The sequence below is a fragment of the Nostoc sp. UIC 10607 genome, from assembly GCF_047228265.1.
Lineage (GTDB): Bacteria > Cyanobacteriota > Cyanobacteriia > Cyanobacteriales > Nostocaceae > Nostoc > Nostoc foliaceum_A.
Window position 1 is genome coordinate 73416 of record NZ_JBIQNW010000019.1, and the last position, 17444, is coordinate 90859.

17 protein-coding genes are annotated in these 17444 nt (G+C 42.7%); 10 read left to right on the forward strand and 7 right to left on the reverse strand.

Features of this window, described 5'->3' with window-relative positions:
* Positions 1–117: 117 nt before the first annotated feature.
* On the reverse strand, positions 118–960 hold the full coding sequence (locus ACEYW6_RS17875) for a methyltransferase domain-containing protein (RefSeq protein ID WP_412980774.1): 843 nt from the start codon (positions 958–960) through the stop codon (positions 118–120).
* Between the two features lie 239 nt (positions 961–1199).
* On the opposite strand from ACEYW6_RS17875, the gene ACEYW6_RS17880 reads away from it, so the two are divergent.
* Together ACEYW6_RS17880 and ACEYW6_RS17885 are read left to right on the forward strand one after the other, a co-directional pair.
* Positions 1200–2534 carry a TrkH family potassium uptake protein gene (locus ACEYW6_RS17880; RefSeq protein WP_412980775.1) on the forward strand — a complete coding sequence of 445 codons (1335 nt, stop codon included), beginning with the start codon at positions 1200–1202 and terminating at the stop codon, positions 2532–2534.
* A gap of 151 nt (positions 2535–2685) precedes the next feature.
* The gene (locus ACEYW6_RS17885; protein WP_412980776.1) at positions 2686–3381 is read left to right on the forward strand and encodes a potassium channel family protein; all 696 of its coding nucleotides are present in this window, start codon (positions 2686–2688) and stop codon (positions 3379–3381) included.
* A 121-nt stretch (positions 3382–3502) separates the two neighbouring features.
* On the opposite strand, the gene ACEYW6_RS17890 is transcribed toward ACEYW6_RS17885, so the two are convergent.
* Both ACEYW6_RS17890 and queA read right to left on the reverse strand, forming a co-directional pair.
* Positions 3503–4612: a tetratricopeptide repeat protein gene (locus ACEYW6_RS17890; RefSeq protein WP_412980777.1), complete on the reverse strand. Its 1110-nt coding sequence runs from the start codon at positions 4610–4612 to the stop codon at positions 3503–3505.
* A gap of 143 nt (positions 4613–4755) precedes the next feature.
* Positions 4756–5919 carry a tRNA preQ1(34) S-adenosylmethionine ribosyltransferase-isomerase QueA gene (gene queA, locus ACEYW6_RS17895; protein WP_412980778.1) on the reverse strand — a complete coding sequence of 388 codons (1164 nt, stop codon included), beginning with the start codon at positions 5917–5919 and terminating at the stop codon, positions 4756–4758.
* Between the two features lie 272 nt (positions 5920–6191).
* On the opposite strand from queA, the gene ACEYW6_RS17900 reads away from it, so the two are divergent.
* Positions 6192–6581, forward strand: coding sequence for a hypothetical protein (locus tag ACEYW6_RS17900; protein ID WP_069068139.1), 390 nt, complete (start codon positions 6192–6194; stop codon positions 6579–6581).
* Between the two features lie 70 nt (positions 6582–6651).
* On the opposite strand, the gene ACEYW6_RS17905 is transcribed toward ACEYW6_RS17900, so the two are convergent.
* Positions 6652–7197 carry a YraN family protein gene (locus ACEYW6_RS17905; RefSeq protein WP_412980779.1) on the reverse strand — a complete coding sequence of 182 codons (546 nt, stop codon included), beginning with the start codon at positions 7195–7197 and terminating at the stop codon, positions 6652–6654.
* A 23-nt stretch (positions 7198–7220) separates the two neighbouring features.
* Here ACEYW6_RS17905 and ACEYW6_RS17910 point away from each other — a divergent pair, with 23 nt between their 5' ends.
* The gene (locus ACEYW6_RS17910; protein ID WP_412980780.1) at positions 7221–7817 is read left to right on the forward strand and encodes a pentapeptide repeat-containing protein; all 597 of its coding nucleotides are present in this window, start codon (positions 7221–7223) and stop codon (positions 7815–7817) included.
* Positions 7818–8089: 272 nt separating this feature from the next.
* Here ACEYW6_RS17910 and ACEYW6_RS17915 read toward each other — a convergent pair whose 3' ends face one another.
* On the reverse strand, positions 8090–8467 hold the full coding sequence (locus ACEYW6_RS17915; protein ID WP_412980781.1) for a hypothetical protein: 378 nt from the start codon (positions 8465–8467) through the stop codon (positions 8090–8092).
* 178 nt (positions 8468–8645) lie between these two features.
* On the opposite strand from ACEYW6_RS17915, the gene ACEYW6_RS17920 reads away from it, so the two are divergent.
* The 4 genes from ACEYW6_RS17920 (at position 8646) to ACEYW6_RS17935 (ending at position 11843) form a co-directional block, all read left to right on the forward strand.
* On the forward strand, positions 8646–8777 hold the full coding sequence (locus tag ACEYW6_RS17920; RefSeq protein WP_412980782.1) for a hypothetical protein: 132 nt from the start codon (positions 8646–8648) through the stop codon (positions 8775–8777).
* Between the two features lie 37 nt (positions 8778–8814).
* On the forward strand, positions 8815–9825 hold the full coding sequence (locus ACEYW6_RS17925) for a hypothetical protein (protein ID WP_412980783.1): 1011 nt from the start codon (positions 8815–8817) through the stop codon (positions 9823–9825).
* Positions 9826–10300: 475 nt separating this feature from the next.
* Positions 10301–11371, forward strand: a complete 1071-nt coding sequence (locus ACEYW6_RS17930; protein ID WP_412980813.1) for a chromosome segregation protein ParM — start codon at positions 10301–10303, stop codon at positions 11369–11371.
* A gap of 76 nt (positions 11372–11447) precedes the next feature.
* The gene (locus ACEYW6_RS17935) at positions 11448–11843 is read left to right on the forward strand and encodes a hypothetical protein (protein WP_412980784.1); all 396 of its coding nucleotides are present in this window, start codon (positions 11448–11450) and stop codon (positions 11841–11843) included.
* Between the two features lie 343 nt (positions 11844–12186).
* On the opposite strand, the gene ACEYW6_RS17940 is transcribed toward ACEYW6_RS17935, so the two are convergent.
* The gene (locus ACEYW6_RS17940; protein WP_412980785.1) at positions 12187–13941 is read right to left on the reverse strand and encodes an N-acetylmuramoyl-L-alanine amidase; all 1755 of its coding nucleotides are present in this window, start codon (positions 13939–13941) and stop codon (positions 12187–12189) included.
* An 84-nt stretch (positions 13942–14025) separates the two neighbouring features.
* On the opposite strand from ACEYW6_RS17940, the gene ACEYW6_RS17945 reads away from it, so the two are divergent.
* Both ACEYW6_RS17945 and ACEYW6_RS17950 read left to right on the forward strand, forming a co-directional pair.
* Positions 14026–15663, forward strand: a complete 1638-nt coding sequence (locus tag ACEYW6_RS17945) for a CTP synthase (RefSeq protein WP_412980786.1) — start codon at positions 14026–14028, stop codon at positions 15661–15663.
* A 121-nt stretch (positions 15664–15784) separates the two neighbouring features.
* Positions 15785–16207 (forward strand): hypothetical protein, encoded by a 423-nt coding sequence (locus tag ACEYW6_RS17950; protein ID WP_412980787.1) that lies wholly within the window; start codon positions 15785–15787, stop codon positions 16205–16207.
* A gap of 236 nt (positions 16208–16443) precedes the next feature.
* Here ACEYW6_RS17950 and ACEYW6_RS17955 read toward each other — a convergent pair whose 3' ends face one another.
* Positions 16444–17346 (reverse strand): ROK family protein, encoded by a 903-nt coding sequence (locus ACEYW6_RS17955; protein WP_412980814.1) that lies wholly within the window; start codon positions 17344–17346, stop codon positions 16444–16446.
* Positions 17347–17444 lie beyond the last annotated feature (98 nt).

The following is a 17444-nucleotide window of genomic DNA, read 5'->3' on the forward strand; positions in this document are numbered from 1 at the left end:
CCTTTTATCCAAGCGTTTGAAGGCTGAGTACTTAGCTTTTGAGTAACAGCAGCGAGGAAGTCTGGACAATCTGCCTCTACAACCTGTGGATGAAGGTGGTAGGGCAGATGTGCGTCCTTACTTATTGCCGCACAATAAGCCAAACCGAATTAACCCACGCTGATAACCGCGACGCATTAATCCCAGTGATAATGCTCCTTGGATGGTAGTCCAACCAGCATTTAGTAAGCCCCAAAATGCTTGGGGAGTGAATGCCGAATCAATTACCACATTCCAAAAAGGGGCGACAGCAGTTGACCAATCAGCGGTGCGGATATTATGTAATGGTAGTTGATGTGCGATCGCTTCGTACTCTGGCAGAGAAATCACATAAGGCAAACAATACACCCGATAAATATCCTGCAAATGCTTTTCCTCATCCGTCGTTAATGGGGACTCATCAGTTGGTCGATGACACCAAGTCACCATAATTAACTTGCCACCAGGCTTCAATACTCGGTAGCATTCCTGGAGAAACTTATTTTTATCTGGCATGTGTTCACCGCTTTCTAGCGACCAAACCAAGTCAAAAGAATTATCAGCAAAGGGCATTGCTTGAGCATTTGCGACTTGAAACTGTGTTCTCAGACTCAAATTAGCTTCCAAGGCACGTTCTGTTGCTCTCGCGGCTTGCACAGGACTCAATGTAATTCCTGTAGCCTTAGCATTAAACTTTTGTGCCAGGTATAAAGAACTGCCGCCAATGCCACAGCCCACATCTAGGATATTTTCTGCTGCTTGTACCCCTGCCCAATTGAGCAGTTCTTCGATTAAATCAATTTGAGCATGACGGCGGTCTTTTTTCAGAGTACCATCGGCACCGTAATAGCCGTGGTGCATATGTTCGCCCCAAATCTGTTCCCACAGCCCGGAGGAAGCATCGTAAAATTGCTGAATTTGCTGGTAAAGTGTTGCACTCATGAAAAAAGCAGTGTTAAGACAAAGCCGAATTTAAAAAAAACATACAGATAGGCTACCATGTGTGTTTTTAATTAAAATAGGGTCTTTTGGTTTGCAGGGATAATAAACTCCGGTTGCTCTTCCCTGGAAAAATTTCCTGATTTTACCTTAATAAGCTGCCTTTGTTGTCATTTGCATCCCAGAAACATCCGGGATGCCTAGCATGATTGAGTTTTTGAATTTTAAATTTAAAATTACTTATGACTGTTGCTCGCACAATTTGTTTGGGATTTATGGCTGTCATCGCTGTAGGTACTATCCTGTTGATGATGCCTTTTTCGACTAGCAATGGTACCTGGAATAACCTGATTGTGGCATTATTCACCTCGACATCCGCAGTTTGTGTCACAGGTTTATCAGTAGTTGATCCTGGTACTTATTTTTCCTTTTGGGGACAGTTTTTTATTGCGCTACTAGCTCAGATTGGCGGGTTGGGCTACATGACAACTACTACATTTCTGATTTTGCTCATTGGTCGTAGGTTTGATATGCGGCAAAAAATAGCAATTCAACAAGCTTTAGACCGACCGGGGATGAGTGGTAGCGCCCAAGTAATCCGTTCAATTATTGCCACAACTTTAATTTTTGAAATTACAGGCGTATTCTTGCTTTTGCCAGCTTTTGTTCCTGAGTATGGATGGAGTAAAGGACTGTGGTTAGCAATTTTTCATAGTATCAATGCTTGGAATAATGCTGGTTTTAGTTTATTTAAGGATAACTTAATTGGTTATCAGTCATCTTTCTTAGTAGTCTTCACCATCACAACGTTGATTATCTTTGGGGGAATTGGCTATCAGGTAATTTTGGAAATCTACCTTTGGTTGCGCGATCGCATTTTAAAGAAAACTCAAAATCAAATATTTTCTCTAGACTTTAAAGTTGCAACCAGCACAACTTTGATATTATTATTCCTAGGGGTAGTTGCCTTTTTCTGTATAGAGATCAGAAACCCTGAAACATTTGGTTCTCTAAATTTACGTGACCAGATATTAGTAGCTTGGTTTCAATCGGTTACTCCCAGAACTGCTGGTTTTAACACCATTGATATTGGCAAAATGACCACAGCTGGTCTATTTATTACGATTGCGCTGATGTTTCTTGGTGCAAGTCCAGGTGGTACAGGAGGAGGTATGAAAACAACAACCTTGAGAGTATTGACTAGTTGTACCAAAGCAATTCTTCAGGGGAAAGAAGAAGTTTTATTGTATGATCGCAAAATAGCAATATCTTTAATTTTGAAAGCTGTGGGTGTGTTGGTGGGTTCAGTAGCGACCGTGATTTTAGCTACGATTTTAATCAGCCTTACAGATCCAACATTAGATTTTATTCAAATTTTGTTTGAAGTGGTATCAGCCTTCGCCACCGTAGGGCTTTCTACAGGCATTACAGCAAGTATCTCTACAGCAGCAAAGCTCATCTTAATTGTCACCATGTACGTTGGACGAGTAGGTGTTTTACTACTGATGTCTGCTGTACTCGGAGATCCACGCCCTACCAGAATTCACTATCCTGAAGAAAATTTACTCGTGGGTTAGTTAAGGAGAGGGGAGGAGAAAAATTCTTGACTAATGACTAATGACTAAACTGATAAAATATACATTTGAAGGCAAAAAATAAAATTTTTAATTCAAGCGGTATAACCGTTTTTTGCCCTAAATACAGGGAGCCATAATAAGGATAACAAGGGTGAATCTGTCATCATTAAGTTTTTTTCGCAGTTTACGTAAAGATAACCACCAATTTGCTGTAATTGGGTTAGGCCGCTTTGGTAGGTCTGTCTGTTCTACATTGCACAATTTTGGTTATCAAGTGCTGGCAACAGATATTGATGAAAAACGAGTTTCAGAAGCATTAACTGAGGGAATCGTTGGTCATGCTTTGCAACTAGACTCTACAGAACCAGCCGCACTCAAAGAAGCTGGAATTTTTGAATTTGATACTGTAATCATAGCGATTGGCAACTACGTTCAGGAAAGTATTATAACTACCCTAAATGTGAAAGAAGCTGGTGTACCTCATGTAGTTGCTAAAGCTTCTAGTGAAGTTCACCGTAAACTGTTGCGGCGAGTAGGAGCAGATCATGTTGTTTTTCCTGAGTATGAAGCGGGTTGTGCCCTAGCACGTACCCTTACCAAACCGGCAATCTTAGATCGGTTTGACCTAGACCCAGATAACAGTATTGTAGAGTTGATTGTCCCTGATGAATTTCACGGCAAAACAATCACTGAGCTTCAACTTCGTAACCGCTATGGGTTAAATTTGCTAGCAGTGAGCCAGGATGGGAAATTTATAATTAATCCTAACCCCACCAAGCGTTTAGAGCGCGGTTCAGCAATGGTTGTTATTGGTTGCAACAAAGATATCAACCGTTTACCGATTTAAGAAAGTTAGGAGTTAGAGGTTATTAACTATCAAGTAAAATAAAAGCCCCAGTCGGCAGAATTGATGTTGAATTCTGACGACTGGCGGATGAATTCTTCTTTAATTCCTAACTCTGAGTTTTTTATTTTTCAGGATTGGTTGAAGTAGACTGTGGTTCAACTGAGACAGGGACATTGCTAGGGTTGGCTGGAGTTTCTGGTTGATTTGGTGTCTGTGGGTCAGATGTTTGTACTACATTACTTGTGTTGCCTGGAGTCTGAGAAGGAGTTGCTGTTTGACTGGCTTGAGGTTGCTGTTGCCCACTTTTCTGGGCAATTTGCTGCATTAGCTGCTCAATTTTTTCAGCTTGTTCAATGTTGCCTTGCTCACGATATTCGTTATGGGCACGTTTCAAGACTCCACTAGCTTTCTTGATATCGCCCTGATGATATAAAGTTACTCCCAAGTTATAGTAAGTTGAGGCATTTTTAGGGTTTAAGCGAATAGCTTGCCGATAAACAGAAATAGCCTCAGAAGCTTGACCTTGATTTGCTAGCAAATTTGCCATATTGTTGTAAGCTGTGGCATTTTTAGGATCTAGCTGCAAGGCTTGGCGATAAGTGGCGATCGCAGGCTCTATTTGACCTTGTTGTTGCAAGGCGATCGCTAAGTTAAAATAAGCGTTGGCGTTGCTGCTATCTAGATTAATTGCTTGTTGGTATGCTGCGATCGCATCATCAAGCTGTCCTTGTTCATACAGGATTAAACCCAGATTATACAGCGCTGCGACCCTTGTGGAATCTATCACTAGGCTCTGGCGATAAGCCGTAATCGCTGCATCTTTTTCTCCTTGTCGGTGCAACACTAACCCTAAGTTGTAATAAGCTTCGCTAAAATTAGGATTGATTTTAATCGCCTCTGAATATTCTTGTAAAGCTACATCTAGGCGATTTTGCTCCATGAATATATTACCCAGATAATTTCGCGCTGACCCAAGGTTAGGATCTCGCTGCAACGCTTGACGAAAGGCATATTCCGCACCCTGTAAGTCTTTGCGGTTATAGCGCGTCACTCCTTGTTGGAAAAAGCTAGCTGCTTCGAGATCCTGAGAAATTGCGGTTTCTGCTAGCAGCTTGCTTCCTGAAAAATTAGTAATTGTCGGTGCAGCTAAGACTAAAAACGCAGAACAGCCACAGAGTGTCACCCGGCAAAATAAATGTAACCACTGGGAAAATAGGAATTTTTCAGACATGGATTGCAGACCTATAATTATTATTCGCTCCTCATAAGTCAGAGTACCCACCGCGAAAGAAAAAATTCCAAATTTCCAACTTTTAACTCCTAACTGTAGAGACGCGATTAATCGCGTCTCTACTCCTAATTGTACAGACGCGATTAATCGCGTCTCTTAACTCCTACAGCTGACGGCAAAATTAGCATGGCATCGCCGAATGAATAAAAGCGATATCCAAAAGCGATCGCTTCGTTGTATATATTCAATAACCGTTGTCTGCCAATTAGCGCACTTACCAACATCAGCAAGCTGGAACGCGGCAGGTGAAAATTAGTAATTAAACCATCCACCACCCGCCATTGATAGCCGGGATAAATAAACAGGTCTGTTTTCCCGCAAAATGGTTGTAAATCCCCAGATTGAGCCGCCCCTTCTAGGGCGCGTACTGCCGTTGTTCCCACAGCAATAATTCGACCACCAGCCGCTTTCGTGGCGCGGATTTTCTCTACTGTAGCGGCGGGAACTTCAATCCATTCTTCATGCATGTGATGGGTAGTTACATCCTCCACTTCCACAGGACGAAATGTGCCTACACCAACGTGTAGGGTGACAAAAGCTTGATTGATATTGCGATCGCGCAACTTTTGTAATAATTCTGGAGTAAAGTGTAATCCTGCCGTTGGAGCTGCGATCGCTCCTGGCTGTTTAGCATAAACTGTCTGATATTGCTCATCAGCAGCTTCTGAGGTAGTGATATAAGGTGGTAGCGGAACTTCACCAAATACCTCTAACAGTTGCATCAAAGACTGCCCTTCTGGGACATCAAATTGCAACAAACGTCCCCCAGTTGCTGCGTCTGTTTCTAGAACCGTAGCCGTGAGTTGGGGACTCTTTACTTGGTAAGAATCTTCCAAATCCCCAATCCCTAATTGCCTGACATCAAAAATAATCTTCGCTCCCTGTTTGAAGCTTTTTCCTGGCTTAACTAAAGCTAACCAACAGTTATACCGCCGTTCTTCCAACAGCAACACCTGGATTTTCGCACCAGTGGATTTATGACCATAAAGCCGCGCTGGAATGACTCTTGTATTGTTCATAACCAACAAATCATCAGAGCGCAACAGTGCAGGCAAATCATGGAAAATGTGGTGTAGGGGTGCTGTTTCAGTGCCTGTAGTCGGAGAATTAACTACCAGTAACCGTGAGCTATCTCTAGGAACTGCTGGGTTTTGGGCAATGAGTTCTGAAGGTAGTTTGTAGTCATAGCCAGCTACCGAGCAATCTAATTCCAAATTTTTTTCTTGTGGGTGAGAGGTGTCTTTCAAATTGGCTTCTACTAGGTTTTACTTTATTTAGTATTTATACTCTCTTAAAAAAGCTGGTTTGAGCTTTTCCTTCTAAAGGAACTTTAAGGCATCTTCGCTCAGTTTTGTCGCTAGGCTATAAGATTGATACTATTAAGTAACACGGAAAAATTAACATAAAAATTGGGTAAACCTCCCCATCCAAAAACGGGGGCTTTTACCCTACCGGGAACAGGCACTGATTGACGAATATATATATGTAGGATTGGCTTTGATCCCAAGCACCAACAAACATGGAATACTTGTACTATCTGGCAAATGCCAGTCTAACCCTGAGGGTCGTTCAACACCTGCACGCTAGACCCCAGACACCAGTTTCATTCGTCACCGTAATTCATCAAATTGATGGCTGGGTGGTTAGGATCAAACTCAGAGGTCAAGTCTCGCCCCAAGAAGATGGCGACTTTCGGGCTTTTCTAAACGAATTAGGAATTAGCTACGAACCGCCAATGAGGGTGCAAATGGCACTTTGGAGTTTGGAAGCGGGACAGTGCCCTGTGGACGTGATGCGTCGCTATCAGGTTGCGATCGTCTCTCATGGTAGCCCAGAGAGAGACGAAATCGAGGCGTTCCGGCAACAGTTTGTCCGGGGCTTAGGTTACTGTCCAGAAACTTTGGCGTGACTCTATTCGGTTGTAACGCTACTACAAAATTATTGGTCATTGGTAATCAAGATATTTTATCCATTACCAATTAACCATTATCAATTGAAGAGTCGAAAGCTGCCAGAATGTATTCTTGCAGCTTAAACTTATATCCCGCTGCTGATGAAGTAGCTAGAGCTTCCTGGGTTGCTGGAACCTCAGTCAGATTTTTTGATATTCTTTGACAGTAGACAATAGCAACATCAAATCGGCAAGAATAATCTGCCTTCTCAGGGCACTGTGCTAAGAATATTCCAGCTGTCCGCCAGATTTTTGCTTGCTTTTGTGGGGTGATTGCGTTTCTTCCGCCTGCATCCCAACTACCTGAACTGCGGGTTTTCACTTCAACAAATGCCAGCATCGAGTGCTGAGTGCTGTTAGCAGTAGTGGGGCGTTGAGCCACTAAGGAGTTCTCTGTCTGCTCCTCTGGTTCCCCAGATTTTCCATCATGTTGGGCGATGATATCGATTTCTCCCCAGCGGCTAGAAAAGCGACGATGGAGAATTATCCACCCTGTAGATTGCAACCATTGGACTACTAGGTCTTCTCCTAAATGACCAATATCTGGATAATGAGATGGAGGAAGGTTAGCCATTGATTAAAAATATGATGAATTCTATGAATTCTAGGTTAAGCGATGCCTGCGGCGGGCTACGCCTACGCACAGAGGGTTCTACACTTGACTCATCCCGAACACAGTTTGGGTTGAAGCGTAAAACAGACTATCACTTTTGGGCAAGTATACTCAGCTTATTCCTTTGGGGAATAGTTGGCATCACGACAACCGTAGGTTTTGCTCCAACAGCTTTGGCACTCGAATTTAATAAAGAAATTTTGGTCGAGGCTGATTTCTCAGGACGTGATTTAACAGACTCCAGCTTTACCAAAGCTAATCTTCGCCAGAGCAACTTCAGCCACGCTAATTTGCACGGTGTTAGTTTCTTTGCAGCAAATTTGGAGTCTGCGAATTTGGAGGGAGCTGACTTGAGAAATGCCACTTTAGACTCAGCTCGTTTAGTGAGAGCAAATTTGACAAATGCACTGTTGGAGGGTGCCTTTGCTGCTAACGCCAGATTTGATGGTGCAATCATTGATGGGGCAGATTTTACCGATACGCTGCTGCGTTCCGATGAGCAAAAAAAATTGTGCAAACTTGCCAAGGGAACTAATCCCATTACAGGACGAGATACGCGTGACACGTTATTTTGTCCTTAGTATTTTTTAGCTGGGCATTGGGCATTGGGCATTGGGAATTGGGCTTTGGTTATTCCACTCTCAATACTGCTCGGGTTTTGCATTTTTAACTCGGCATTGGGTTTGGGGAAAAGGTTAAAGGGTAAAGGTTAAAGGTTTTTTCTTTCCCCTTTCCCCTTCCCCTTTTCCCCTTAACCGACAAGTATTGATTCCACTCTTGCTTCCCCTGCTCCCCCTGCTCCTCTTCCCCCCATTCCCCATTCCCCATTCTCTACTTCTAAAATATTGAGCAACTACCAACCACGGGCACCAATCTTTTGACAAACAATTTTCATTCCTTTGCCTGGTGAAGAACTTGCTACAAAAGGTATTTCTCCTTTCTCCTTATCCTCTTCAAGTAGCTGTCCTTCTGAACCGTAAATGGCAATGCGATTGAGAAAAAGGCGCGATTCTTTGCACGATGCATCGAAGGTAGTCTCGAAGACGCCATCTCCATACATCCCATAAAGCTTGTATGTCGTGCCCTTAATTGTTTCCGTATCCAGAGCTACGCTGTTTCCTAATTTATCATGCCCGACGGTAATATATCTTTCTGCATCTTGGGCGAACGCACTGCCACTGCTCAACAAAATAGCGATCGCTCCCACAATCCCGCCTATTTTAAAATACATACAGTTTCAAAATATAAGATTTCATATATTTCTACCCGCAATTAAAGGAGTTCTGGCAGGGTAAAAGCACTGAAATCAAGACAAAGCAAGGAGTTATGACAAGCCGAAAAACTTAGTAATTACAGGCAAAAGCTTAGTACAGACTTCAATTAGCTTTTCATTAGTAGGTAAATCAGCGATGTCTATGACGGGCTACGCCAACGCACCTTTCAAGAACTTGAGGGCTATTTTTGCCATCTTCTGCATTATTCCATCTTTTGGGTTTTTAGCTGCCTCAGCGATCGCATCTGTGTTCAAATGGGAACCATAAGAAAATAAGCTAATACATCACACTAGATTGGTTTCCCATGTCTGACGAACAAGAGCGTAATTCCGCTTTTAATGCTGCTGCTAACATTAACGTTCAACATGCTCAATTACAGGATTTATCCTTAAGTGCAGCCCGTAGATTATATAAAAGTGGGATTCGATCTGGTGATCCGATCAGAACCAGAGTGCAAGCCCAAGAAATGTTAGATAAAATCCCTCCATCTCAAAGAGCAGGGATTGATAGCAAATCTACTGATGTTAATACCCAAAAATATCTATCAGATAAGCACGCTAGTCATATCAAACCGCATAGCAAAGGCGGCTCAAATGATCCCAAAAATATCAAGTGGGAAAACGCCAAAGATAATTTAGGCCGTGGCGATAAACCCATGACTTCGCAGGAGCAAATGAGACTAGATGCTAAATGGCATTTTGACAACCTAACAGGTGCAGTTAAAGCAGGTGTTAAAGCCGCGCCCCTTGGAGCAGCCATTGGTGTAGCGACGACAGCACCATTTTCGTTACTAACCAACGCGCTACGCGTAGTTCGAGGTGAAATTTCTGCACAAGAAGCCGCTATAGAAACATTGAAAGATACCGTAAAAGGCGGCACAGTTGGCGGTGTGACAGCGTTTTTAACCACAACAGTAGCAGCAGCTTGTCCACCAATTGCGATCGCTTTAACAGCAGCAGCACCAGTTTTAGCTGTTGTTGGAACTGCGGGTATGGTTTACGAGTTTTTCAAAATCCTCGATGATCATAAACAGACCGTGAAAATCTATTATGAATCTTTAACTAAACAAGAATTAGAAAGATTACAAGCAATTGAAAATGAACTGATTTATGAACACCATAAAAATCTAGAGTTTTTAGCCCAAGCAGAAGCAATTAATCAAGAAATTACAAATCGTCCAATTGCACCGGGAATAGAAGGGGCTATGCAACGGTTACGTGAATCAGTCGCTATTGCTCAGTCTTTAGGACTAGCATCAACTGATAGTAAGTTACTGCCTGATTCTCAACTTCTTTACCTTCTTCCTCATTCCTAGAGAATTAGTCAAAAATTGTATGATTTTTATAATTCCTCTTCTGTTTGGTGCTTTAGGGGCGGCAGTTGGTGCTGTCGCAGGTGCTTTTACTGCTCATGCTGCTGGAGAAAAGGACAGACAAGCAGGCAAGCATCACAGACAAGTTGCAAATGAATTAACGGATAAATACGCAAACTTAGAGAAGAAATATTATGAATTTGCTGATGAAAGCAAAAGGCAGATTAATGATTTAACTCGCCAACACGCATTAGATGAAGTAGAAAAAGACTGTTTGCGTTTGGCAGTGCGATTGCAACAGAATCTCATTTCCTTAATGTGGGAGATTGATAGAGAATCTACAACAGATGCTTTAAATAGATTTCAAGCAGCAGTGGAGCAAACTAACCAAGTTCTATACCTCTTAAAAGAGGAGTTAATTATTGTTCCTAATGACTACTATGCACGTCTTTTAACAGCAACAGCAGCAACTAAACAAATCAATACTGTCAAACCCAACGATATTGGCAGTAAAACTATTCTCAGTGTTGATTTAGGTAGAACTTCCACAAAAAGTTGCGTGAGTCGTGAACCAAACAATGTGGTGTTCGTACCTGCCAATATTAAGCAGATGTCAATAAACCAAGTATGCGGCAATGTGTTTGAAGCTCGTGCCACTGACCCTCTGATGGATTTGTGGCTAGAGTATCAAGATAATGGATATGCTCTTGGTCAACTAGCAGCAGATTTTGGGGCGAATTTAGGAGTTGGCCAATCTAAGGTAGAGGCTGCACTGGTAAAAGTGTTAGCAAGTGCTAGCTACTTCAAACTCAGAGACGATATCTCAGTTGTACTGGGTCTGCCTTTTCTTTCCTTAGAGCAATTTGAAAAGGAAAAAGCACACTTGATTAGTCAAGTAGGCGGGCCTCATGTGTTGAACTTCCGAGGCGAATCTGTGTCGCTGAACGTCAGTAAGGTATGGGTAACGCCAGAGGGCTATGGCAGCCTGTTGTGGTCTGAAGCTCAACCTAAGAAAAGTCCTAACAGTCCCGATTTTACAAAAATATCGGTGGCGATAGTTGATATCGGACATCAAACCGTCGATCTTTTGATGGTAGATAAATTCCGTTTTACTAGAGATGCTTCTAAGAGTGAAGACTTTGGTATGCATAAGTTCTATGAACTGGTATCTGCTGAAATAGAAGGTGCTGATAGTCAATCTCTAGCGCTGATTTCTGCTGTTAACAAACCCAGAGGCGAGCGTTTTTATCTTCCTAAAGGAGCAAGCAAACCCACTAACTTAGACGATTTTCTTCCCAACCTCACGGAGATGTTTTCTCGTGAAATCTGTAGCCGTGTTCTAGCCTGGTTGCCAGAGCGTGTAACTGATGTGATTATTACTGGTGGTGGCGGTGAATTCTACTGGGATGACGTTCAACGTCTACTCAAGGAAGCAAAGATTTATGTCCATTTAGCGGCACCCGCTAGGCAAGCTAATGCTTTGGGGCAGTATATTTATGGTGAGGCGCAATTAGGCGCCATTGATCGCCGTGCTAGGTCAAAAAACTGATGTTACTTTGAATTTATCCCAAAGCAAAGATAATTTTTGGTAGCTGTAAAGATTTATTTAATATCCCAGTAAAAAAATGAAAATTCAACTTTCTCATGATGTTAAAGATAAACCTTATAAAGAGTGTATTACTCCTAAGCAAGGGAAAAACTTTAAGACAGGACAAGAATTGCTTATAAACAAAGAAAATATTTACAAGTTACCGGATAAAAATTGGGAACTTTGTTATTTTGATTTAGAAAAAGAAGTGACTTACCCATTTTTTATAACGCACGATGAAATCAAAAATGATTTTAGAAAAGAAATAAATTTTTTAATTGTTATTGAATCTGAGTTTGAAGAACTAATTACAATACCCGAAATAAAGGAATTGATAGACTCTCAGAGGGTAGCGACATCTCGTTCAATGACTACATTTGAATACTTAGATACTTATCAACGTTTTCAGTCATTTTATGAAAGGCTATCTTGAAATAGGGGGGTGACTATCAATCGATACAGCTTGTTAACAATCACCAATACCCTATTCGCAGTCTTGCCCATGACCATACACTATAAAAGTCATAAAGTTTGAAGAAAGACCGATCACAACATTGAGCAGGAACTAAGTAAGTCAGCGTAAATAATTATTGTTGCAATAAGGCAGGGGGCAGGGAGCAGGGAGAGAAAGAGTTTGAGCTTTATTTACTTTTATTTACATAGTTTGGTTTTATTGCACCGACTTACTTAGCTAAAAAATAGCGATGAGCTACGCCCCGCCGGAGGCGATCGCACTCCACCAAATACAATGAGCAACTAATGTTGTACCTCAAAATTTATCTCACACTTCTAAACCACTCAGTAATTCCCTGAGCGATCGCATTTGCCATTTTCTTTTGTTCCTCTGGGTTCACTATCTGCTCAAATTCATCGGGACTGCTCATAAAACCCAATTCCAACAATACGGATGGCGCAGCAGCAGGGCGTGTCAGCGCTAGGTTGTTCCAAAACACGCCATAATAAGGTTTGTCAAGTTTTTTTACTACATAGTTTTGTAAAAATATTGCGAGGCTGTGGGCTTGGGGATGATACCAAAAAGTGCCGAATCCCTTAGTTTTTTCGGCATCGCCATTATCGGGTAGGGAGTTGTGATGTATGGAAAGAGCGATCGCAGGTTCTTCTTGATTGATAATTGCCTGACGTTCTACTAACGAAACCTCCTTATCATCCTCCCGCGTCATCACCACCGTTGCTCCTCGCTTCACCAACTCATCCCGCAGCAACTTGGATATCACCAAATTCACATCTTTTTCTAAATATCCAGTTGGGCCACTGGCACCAGATTCTTTACCGCCATGCCCAGGATCTAGTACAATCTTGAGATTAGCTAAAGCCTTGCGTCTTGTGTTCCCAATTTTCGGCGGATGACGCAAAGCCAAAACCAGGGTTGTACCGTCGTATCTCAGCTTATATCCCCACTGTTGAGCTTTTTTGAGGTTAAAGGTGTATTTTACTTGTTCTGGAGCCTCTTGTTGCCAATCTAGGCGAGAAATTAGGGGGTCATCATCCAGGCGAATAATGTCCGTTTGGGCAGTGGTATTGTAGAGAGTGAGAGCGAAAGCACCCTCACTTTGTTGTACGCTCACAGGAACGGGAACTTGTAAGGGGAAAACGATCTCTGTTGCACCAGGGAGTTGACGGTATCCGACACTGCGAATTATTGTTTGTGGCGGAATTGCACTAGGTAGAATGCGGGTTTCCTGACTATTAATCCAAGCGCCATAGTCTAGGCGCAACCATTCACCTTCCCTACCTGTTACTGTTGCGCGTGTGCCTTTGGGCAGTGGTGTAAGTCGAGAATAATCGGTGCTTGGGCCAGTGCGAGCAACACCTGACTCTACTATCACCTCAGAAACTGGCAACTGTGCTCTTGAGAGGATTTGAATTTTACCAGCCCCTGGTTGAGTAATCGTCTTGCCATTGAGGGTCAGTTTAAACTGAGGTTGTCCCAGATCGGCGGCTGTTGCCACTGTGGTACAACCTTTATAATTGCCTACGCTAGACTGGGCATAAGGTTGATTTTGCCCTGTCAGAGCTGCCAAATTACTTGGTAGTTGTGCCTGTTGTGGTTGAGGTGAAAGAGCAATAGTTTGATTAGCTAAGTTGACAGAGACATTAGCGTTAGGGGGTGCGATCGCGCTAAAACAAATTAGCTCTCCCGGTAGTCTGGCAATGTCAGCTGCGGGAGTCAGGGAATCTTTAGCAAAGGCTAACCCCTGTGGTAGCTCAGGGCTAGTGGTAAGCCTTGTCACTTTAATCTGGAGTTCTTGATTGTTGTGACGCACAGTAAAAAGATTCTCCCCCAACTGCAAGGGAAAACTAGGGGAAAAATGACCAGCTTTGCTGCGGGTAATTGGCTTACTATTGATCAAAACCTGACCATCTGGTGGTGCAGTTCCCAGAAAGAAGATTTTTTGGGCACTCGTCTGGTAGTTTGTTTGGGGAAAAACGACTATAAGAGATGGCTCTGCCAATGCTACGGAGGAAGTAAGAATACAGCCTAATATTACTAATCCTAGAAGGTTTTTCACAGCAAATCACAGAAGATTACACCACAACAACTGTGGCACAATGACGGGATGTCTTTTTAGAAGTTGTTAGAAATTTAAACTACTATGACTAAGTTTATTTTTGTAACTGGGGGCGTAGTTTCCAGTATTGGTAAGGGCATTGTAGCAGCAAGTCTAGGGCGTTTGCTTAAGTCGCGCGAATATTCCGTGTCGATTCTTAAACTCGACCCTTATATCAATATCGATCCTGGCACAATGAGTCCCTTTCAGCATGGGGAAGTATTCGTTACCCAGGATGGTGCGGAGACAGATTTGGACTTGGGGCATTACGAACGCTTTACCGATACCTCAATGTCGCGTTTGAACTGTGTTACTACTGGCTCGATTTACCAGGCAGTTATCAATAAAGAGCGGCGCGGAGACTACAATGGCGGCACAGTACAAGTAATTCCTCATATTACCAATGAAATAAAAGAGCGAATTCTGCGAGTTGCTAAAAGTACAAATCCCTCTGTAGTGATTACCGAAATCGGCGGTACGGTGGGAGATATTGAATCACTGCCGTTTTTGGAAGCAATTCGTCAGTTCCGCAAAGAAGTGGGACGGCAGAATGTGCTGTATATGCATGTAACGTTGGTACCGTGGATTGCTTCTGCGGGTGAGATGAAAACTAAGCCAACGCAGCATTCGGTTAAAGAACTGAGATCCATTGGTATTCAACCAGATATTTTAGTTTGTCGGAGCGATCGCCCCTTACCCAAGGGATTAAAGCAAAAATTGTCGGGATTTTGCGATGTACCGGAAGAATGCGTCATCACTTCTCAAGATGCCAAAAGTATCTATGAAGTACCCCTGAATCTAGAACGGGAAGGAATGGCAGAACAAGTGCTGAACTTGCTGCAAATGGAACAACGCAAACCAGATTTGACGCAGTGGCAAACCTTGGTACAACGGTTACATAGCCCCAAGCACGAGCTAGAAATTGCCATTGTTGGTAAATATGTGCAGTTAAGTGATGCCTACCTATCTGTAGTGGAAGCATTAAACCATGCTGCAATCTCTACTTATGGCAAACTGCGCCTGCGTTGGATAAATTCAGAAGATTTGGAAACCGAACCGCCCGAAACTTATCTTGAGGGTGTCGATGGCATAGTTGTGCCAGGAGGTTTTGGTGTTCGGGGGGTAGATGGCAAAATTGCCGCCATTAGATACGCCCGCGATCGCCAAATCCCCTTTTTGGGTTTATGCCTGGGAATGCAATGTTCTGTGATTGAATGGGCTAGGCACGTAGGGGGATTAACAGGTGCTAATAGTGCTGAATTTGACGCTCATACAACTGATCCGGTAATCAATTTATTGCCAGGACAGCAGGAAGTAGTCGATTTAGGGGGTACAATGCGCTTGGGGCTATATCCTTGTCGTGTTCTCCCTGATACTCTGGCCTTCAAGCTTTATCAAGAAGATGTAATTTATGAACGACATCGACATCGGTATGAGTTCAACAATGCTTACCGCGATCTGTTATTAAAGTCTGGTTATGTAATCAGTGGTACTTCTCCCGATGGACACTTAGTTGAAATTGTGGAATTACCCAAGCACCCATTCTTTCTTGCTTGCCAATTTCATCCAGAATTTCAATCGCGCCCTAGTAGCCCTCATCCTTTATTTAAAGGGTTTATTCAAGCAGCGATCGCTCTTTCTCTCTCAACTTCAGGGACACCAACACCATTGGAGGTGTCATAACAATTAAAAATTAGAAATTAAAAATTAAAAATTAATTTTTAATTGGTACACAGCAACATTAACTTCAGGCTTCAGTAGATTTGGATATACAGGGTGCATCATTCGTAATTGGGGAGATGTTGTGGCGTACTGGGTGAAAATCCTTTACGAAAGGAGAGAATATGTAGTGAATTTTGAACGTGTTCATGCTTTTTGTTATGAACTGAACGGCAGGGTTACTTTTTGGTTACCCGATAGTGCCATACCAATAGTGATTAACCCGCAAAGTAACTTGGAAGATTATCAAAAGATTCTCGATTATTTAGAATGTGTGACGGGGTTGGAATTAGATCATGGCCACTGGGTGAAAATCCTGTACGAAAAAAACGAATATGTAATTAATCTCAACTGCATCAGTTCCTTTTGTCATGAACCGAACGGCAGGATAACTTTTTGGTTACCAGATGGCACTATTCCCATCATCATCAACCCTGTAAGTAATCCTGAATCTTATGAAAAAGTTGTGAAATACGTTAAGAAAGCAACAGGATATTCTTTGTCTTAGTATTAGGTAATTCGTAATGAAGCTCCTACATCGCTAGCCCTAACGTAATTCGTAATTAATTAGATAATTAGTCATTAATAATTAATTAAGGGTACAGAGCAACTAATTTCAGTTATGAAAAAGAAAAAAAGGCTCGGCATCTTTATTCAAGCCCCGCATTTATGAGCCACTGCCGTCTTAGGGTTTCCCCAAGTAGATTAACTGGCGTGCATGGGGTAACAATTACGAATTACGAATTACGAATTACGAATTATATAGTTTTGCCATGCCAACTTTGCTGCACCTACTATCCCAGCAAAATTCCCTAACTCCGCTGGCAATATTTGTAAACCCGCTCGTGATAAAGGCTGAACTCGCTTCTCAATTTCTGCCTTGACTGTTGGTATGAAAAATTCAAAGCTGCCACTTATACCGCCACCAATGACGATCACTTGCGGTGTGAGTACATAAATCAAACTCGTCAAACCAATTCCCAAACACATACCATACTCTTGCCAAAAAGCCAATGCTGTGGGATCTCCTTGTTGGGCAAGAAAACCCAATTCGACGGGTTCCTTGAGAGTGCGGCGACGAATTGCAGTAGCAGAGGCATATTGTTCTAAAGAGCCTTGATTGCCACTATTGCAAATTGGCCCATCTGGGTTAAATGAAATTAAACCTAATTCCCCGGCGGCTCCTTGATGTCCAACAAATAGTTTGTCATCAAGGATAATTGCGCCACCAACCCCAGTACCTAAAGTTAGCAGAATCAGATTTTGAAAATGGCGACCGGCTCCCAGCCAAGCTTCTCCCAAAAGAGCGCAATTAGCATCGTTAGCGATCGCAGTTGGTTTGCCAGTTTTAGCTTCTAACCAATCTGCCAAAGGTACATCGATCCATCCAGGCAAGTTAATAGCGATTTTAGCAATGCGTCCTGCTGCATCGGATGGGCCAGGAGTCCCAACACCAATAGCAACAGTTTGATCCAGAGGATCAATTTGCGCGATCGCATCTACAATCACCGCCAGCACCGCCTCCGGTGTTGTCGGTTGGGGAGCCGCCACAGTCAAAGATTGCAGACAAGTACCATCAGCGGCAAAACGCCCTAGCTTAATTGCCGTTCCCCCTACATCAATGCCAATTACTTGAGAACTCACCACTTTAAAATCCTCAGACCAAGCCGCAAATTTTCGGCTTAAAAAGCATCGTAGTACAGCTTTGCACAAGTTTGTAGGCAATAAAATAGCCACATACTAAA

What these genes read in the sequence shown, in the direction of transcription:
- ACEYW6_RS17900 (WP_069068139.1), top strand. Translation starts at nt 6,192, where the DNA reads ATGGAATACTTGTACTATCTGGCAAATGCCAGTCTAACCCTGAGGGTC.
- ACEYW6_RS17875 (WP_412980774.1), bottom strand. Translation starts at nt 960, where the DNA reads ATGAGTGCAACACTTTACCAGCAAATTCAGCAATTTTACGATGCTTCC.
- ACEYW6_RS17880 (WP_412980775.1), top strand. Translation starts at nt 1,200, where the DNA reads ATGACTGTTGCTCGCACAATTTGTTTGGGATTTATGGCTGTCATCGCT.
- ACEYW6_RS17925 (WP_412980783.1), top strand. Translation starts at nt 8,815, where the DNA reads ATGTCTGACGAACAAGAGCGTAATTCCGCTTTTAATGCTGCTGCTAAC.
- ACEYW6_RS17905 (WP_412980779.1), bottom strand. Translation starts at nt 7,197, where the DNA reads ATGGCTAACCTTCCTCCATCTCATTATCCAGATATTGGTCATTTAGGA.
- ACEYW6_RS17935 (WP_412980784.1), top strand. Translation starts at nt 11,448, where the DNA reads ATGAAAATTCAACTTTCTCATGATGTTAAAGATAAACCTTATAAAGAG.
- ACEYW6_RS17910 (WP_412980780.1), top strand. Translation starts at nt 7,221, where the DNA reads ATGAATTCTAGGTTAAGCGATGCCTGCGGCGGGCTACGCCTACGCACA.
- ACEYW6_RS17945 (WP_412980786.1), top strand. Translation starts at nt 14,026, where the DNA reads ATGACTAAGTTTATTTTTGTAACTGGGGGCGTAGTTTCCAGTATTGGT.
- ACEYW6_RS17890 (WP_412980777.1), bottom strand. Translation starts at nt 4,612, where the DNA reads ATGTCTGAAAAATTCCTATTTTCCCAGTGGTTACATTTATTTTGCCGG.
- ACEYW6_RS17920 (WP_412980782.1), top strand. Translation starts at nt 8,646, where the DNA reads ATGTCTATGACGGGCTACGCCAACGCACCTTTCAAGAACTTGAGGGCT.
- ACEYW6_RS17915 (WP_412980781.1), bottom strand. Translation starts at nt 8,467, where the DNA reads ATGTATTTTAAAATAGGCGGGATTGTGGGAGCGATCGCTATTTTGTTG.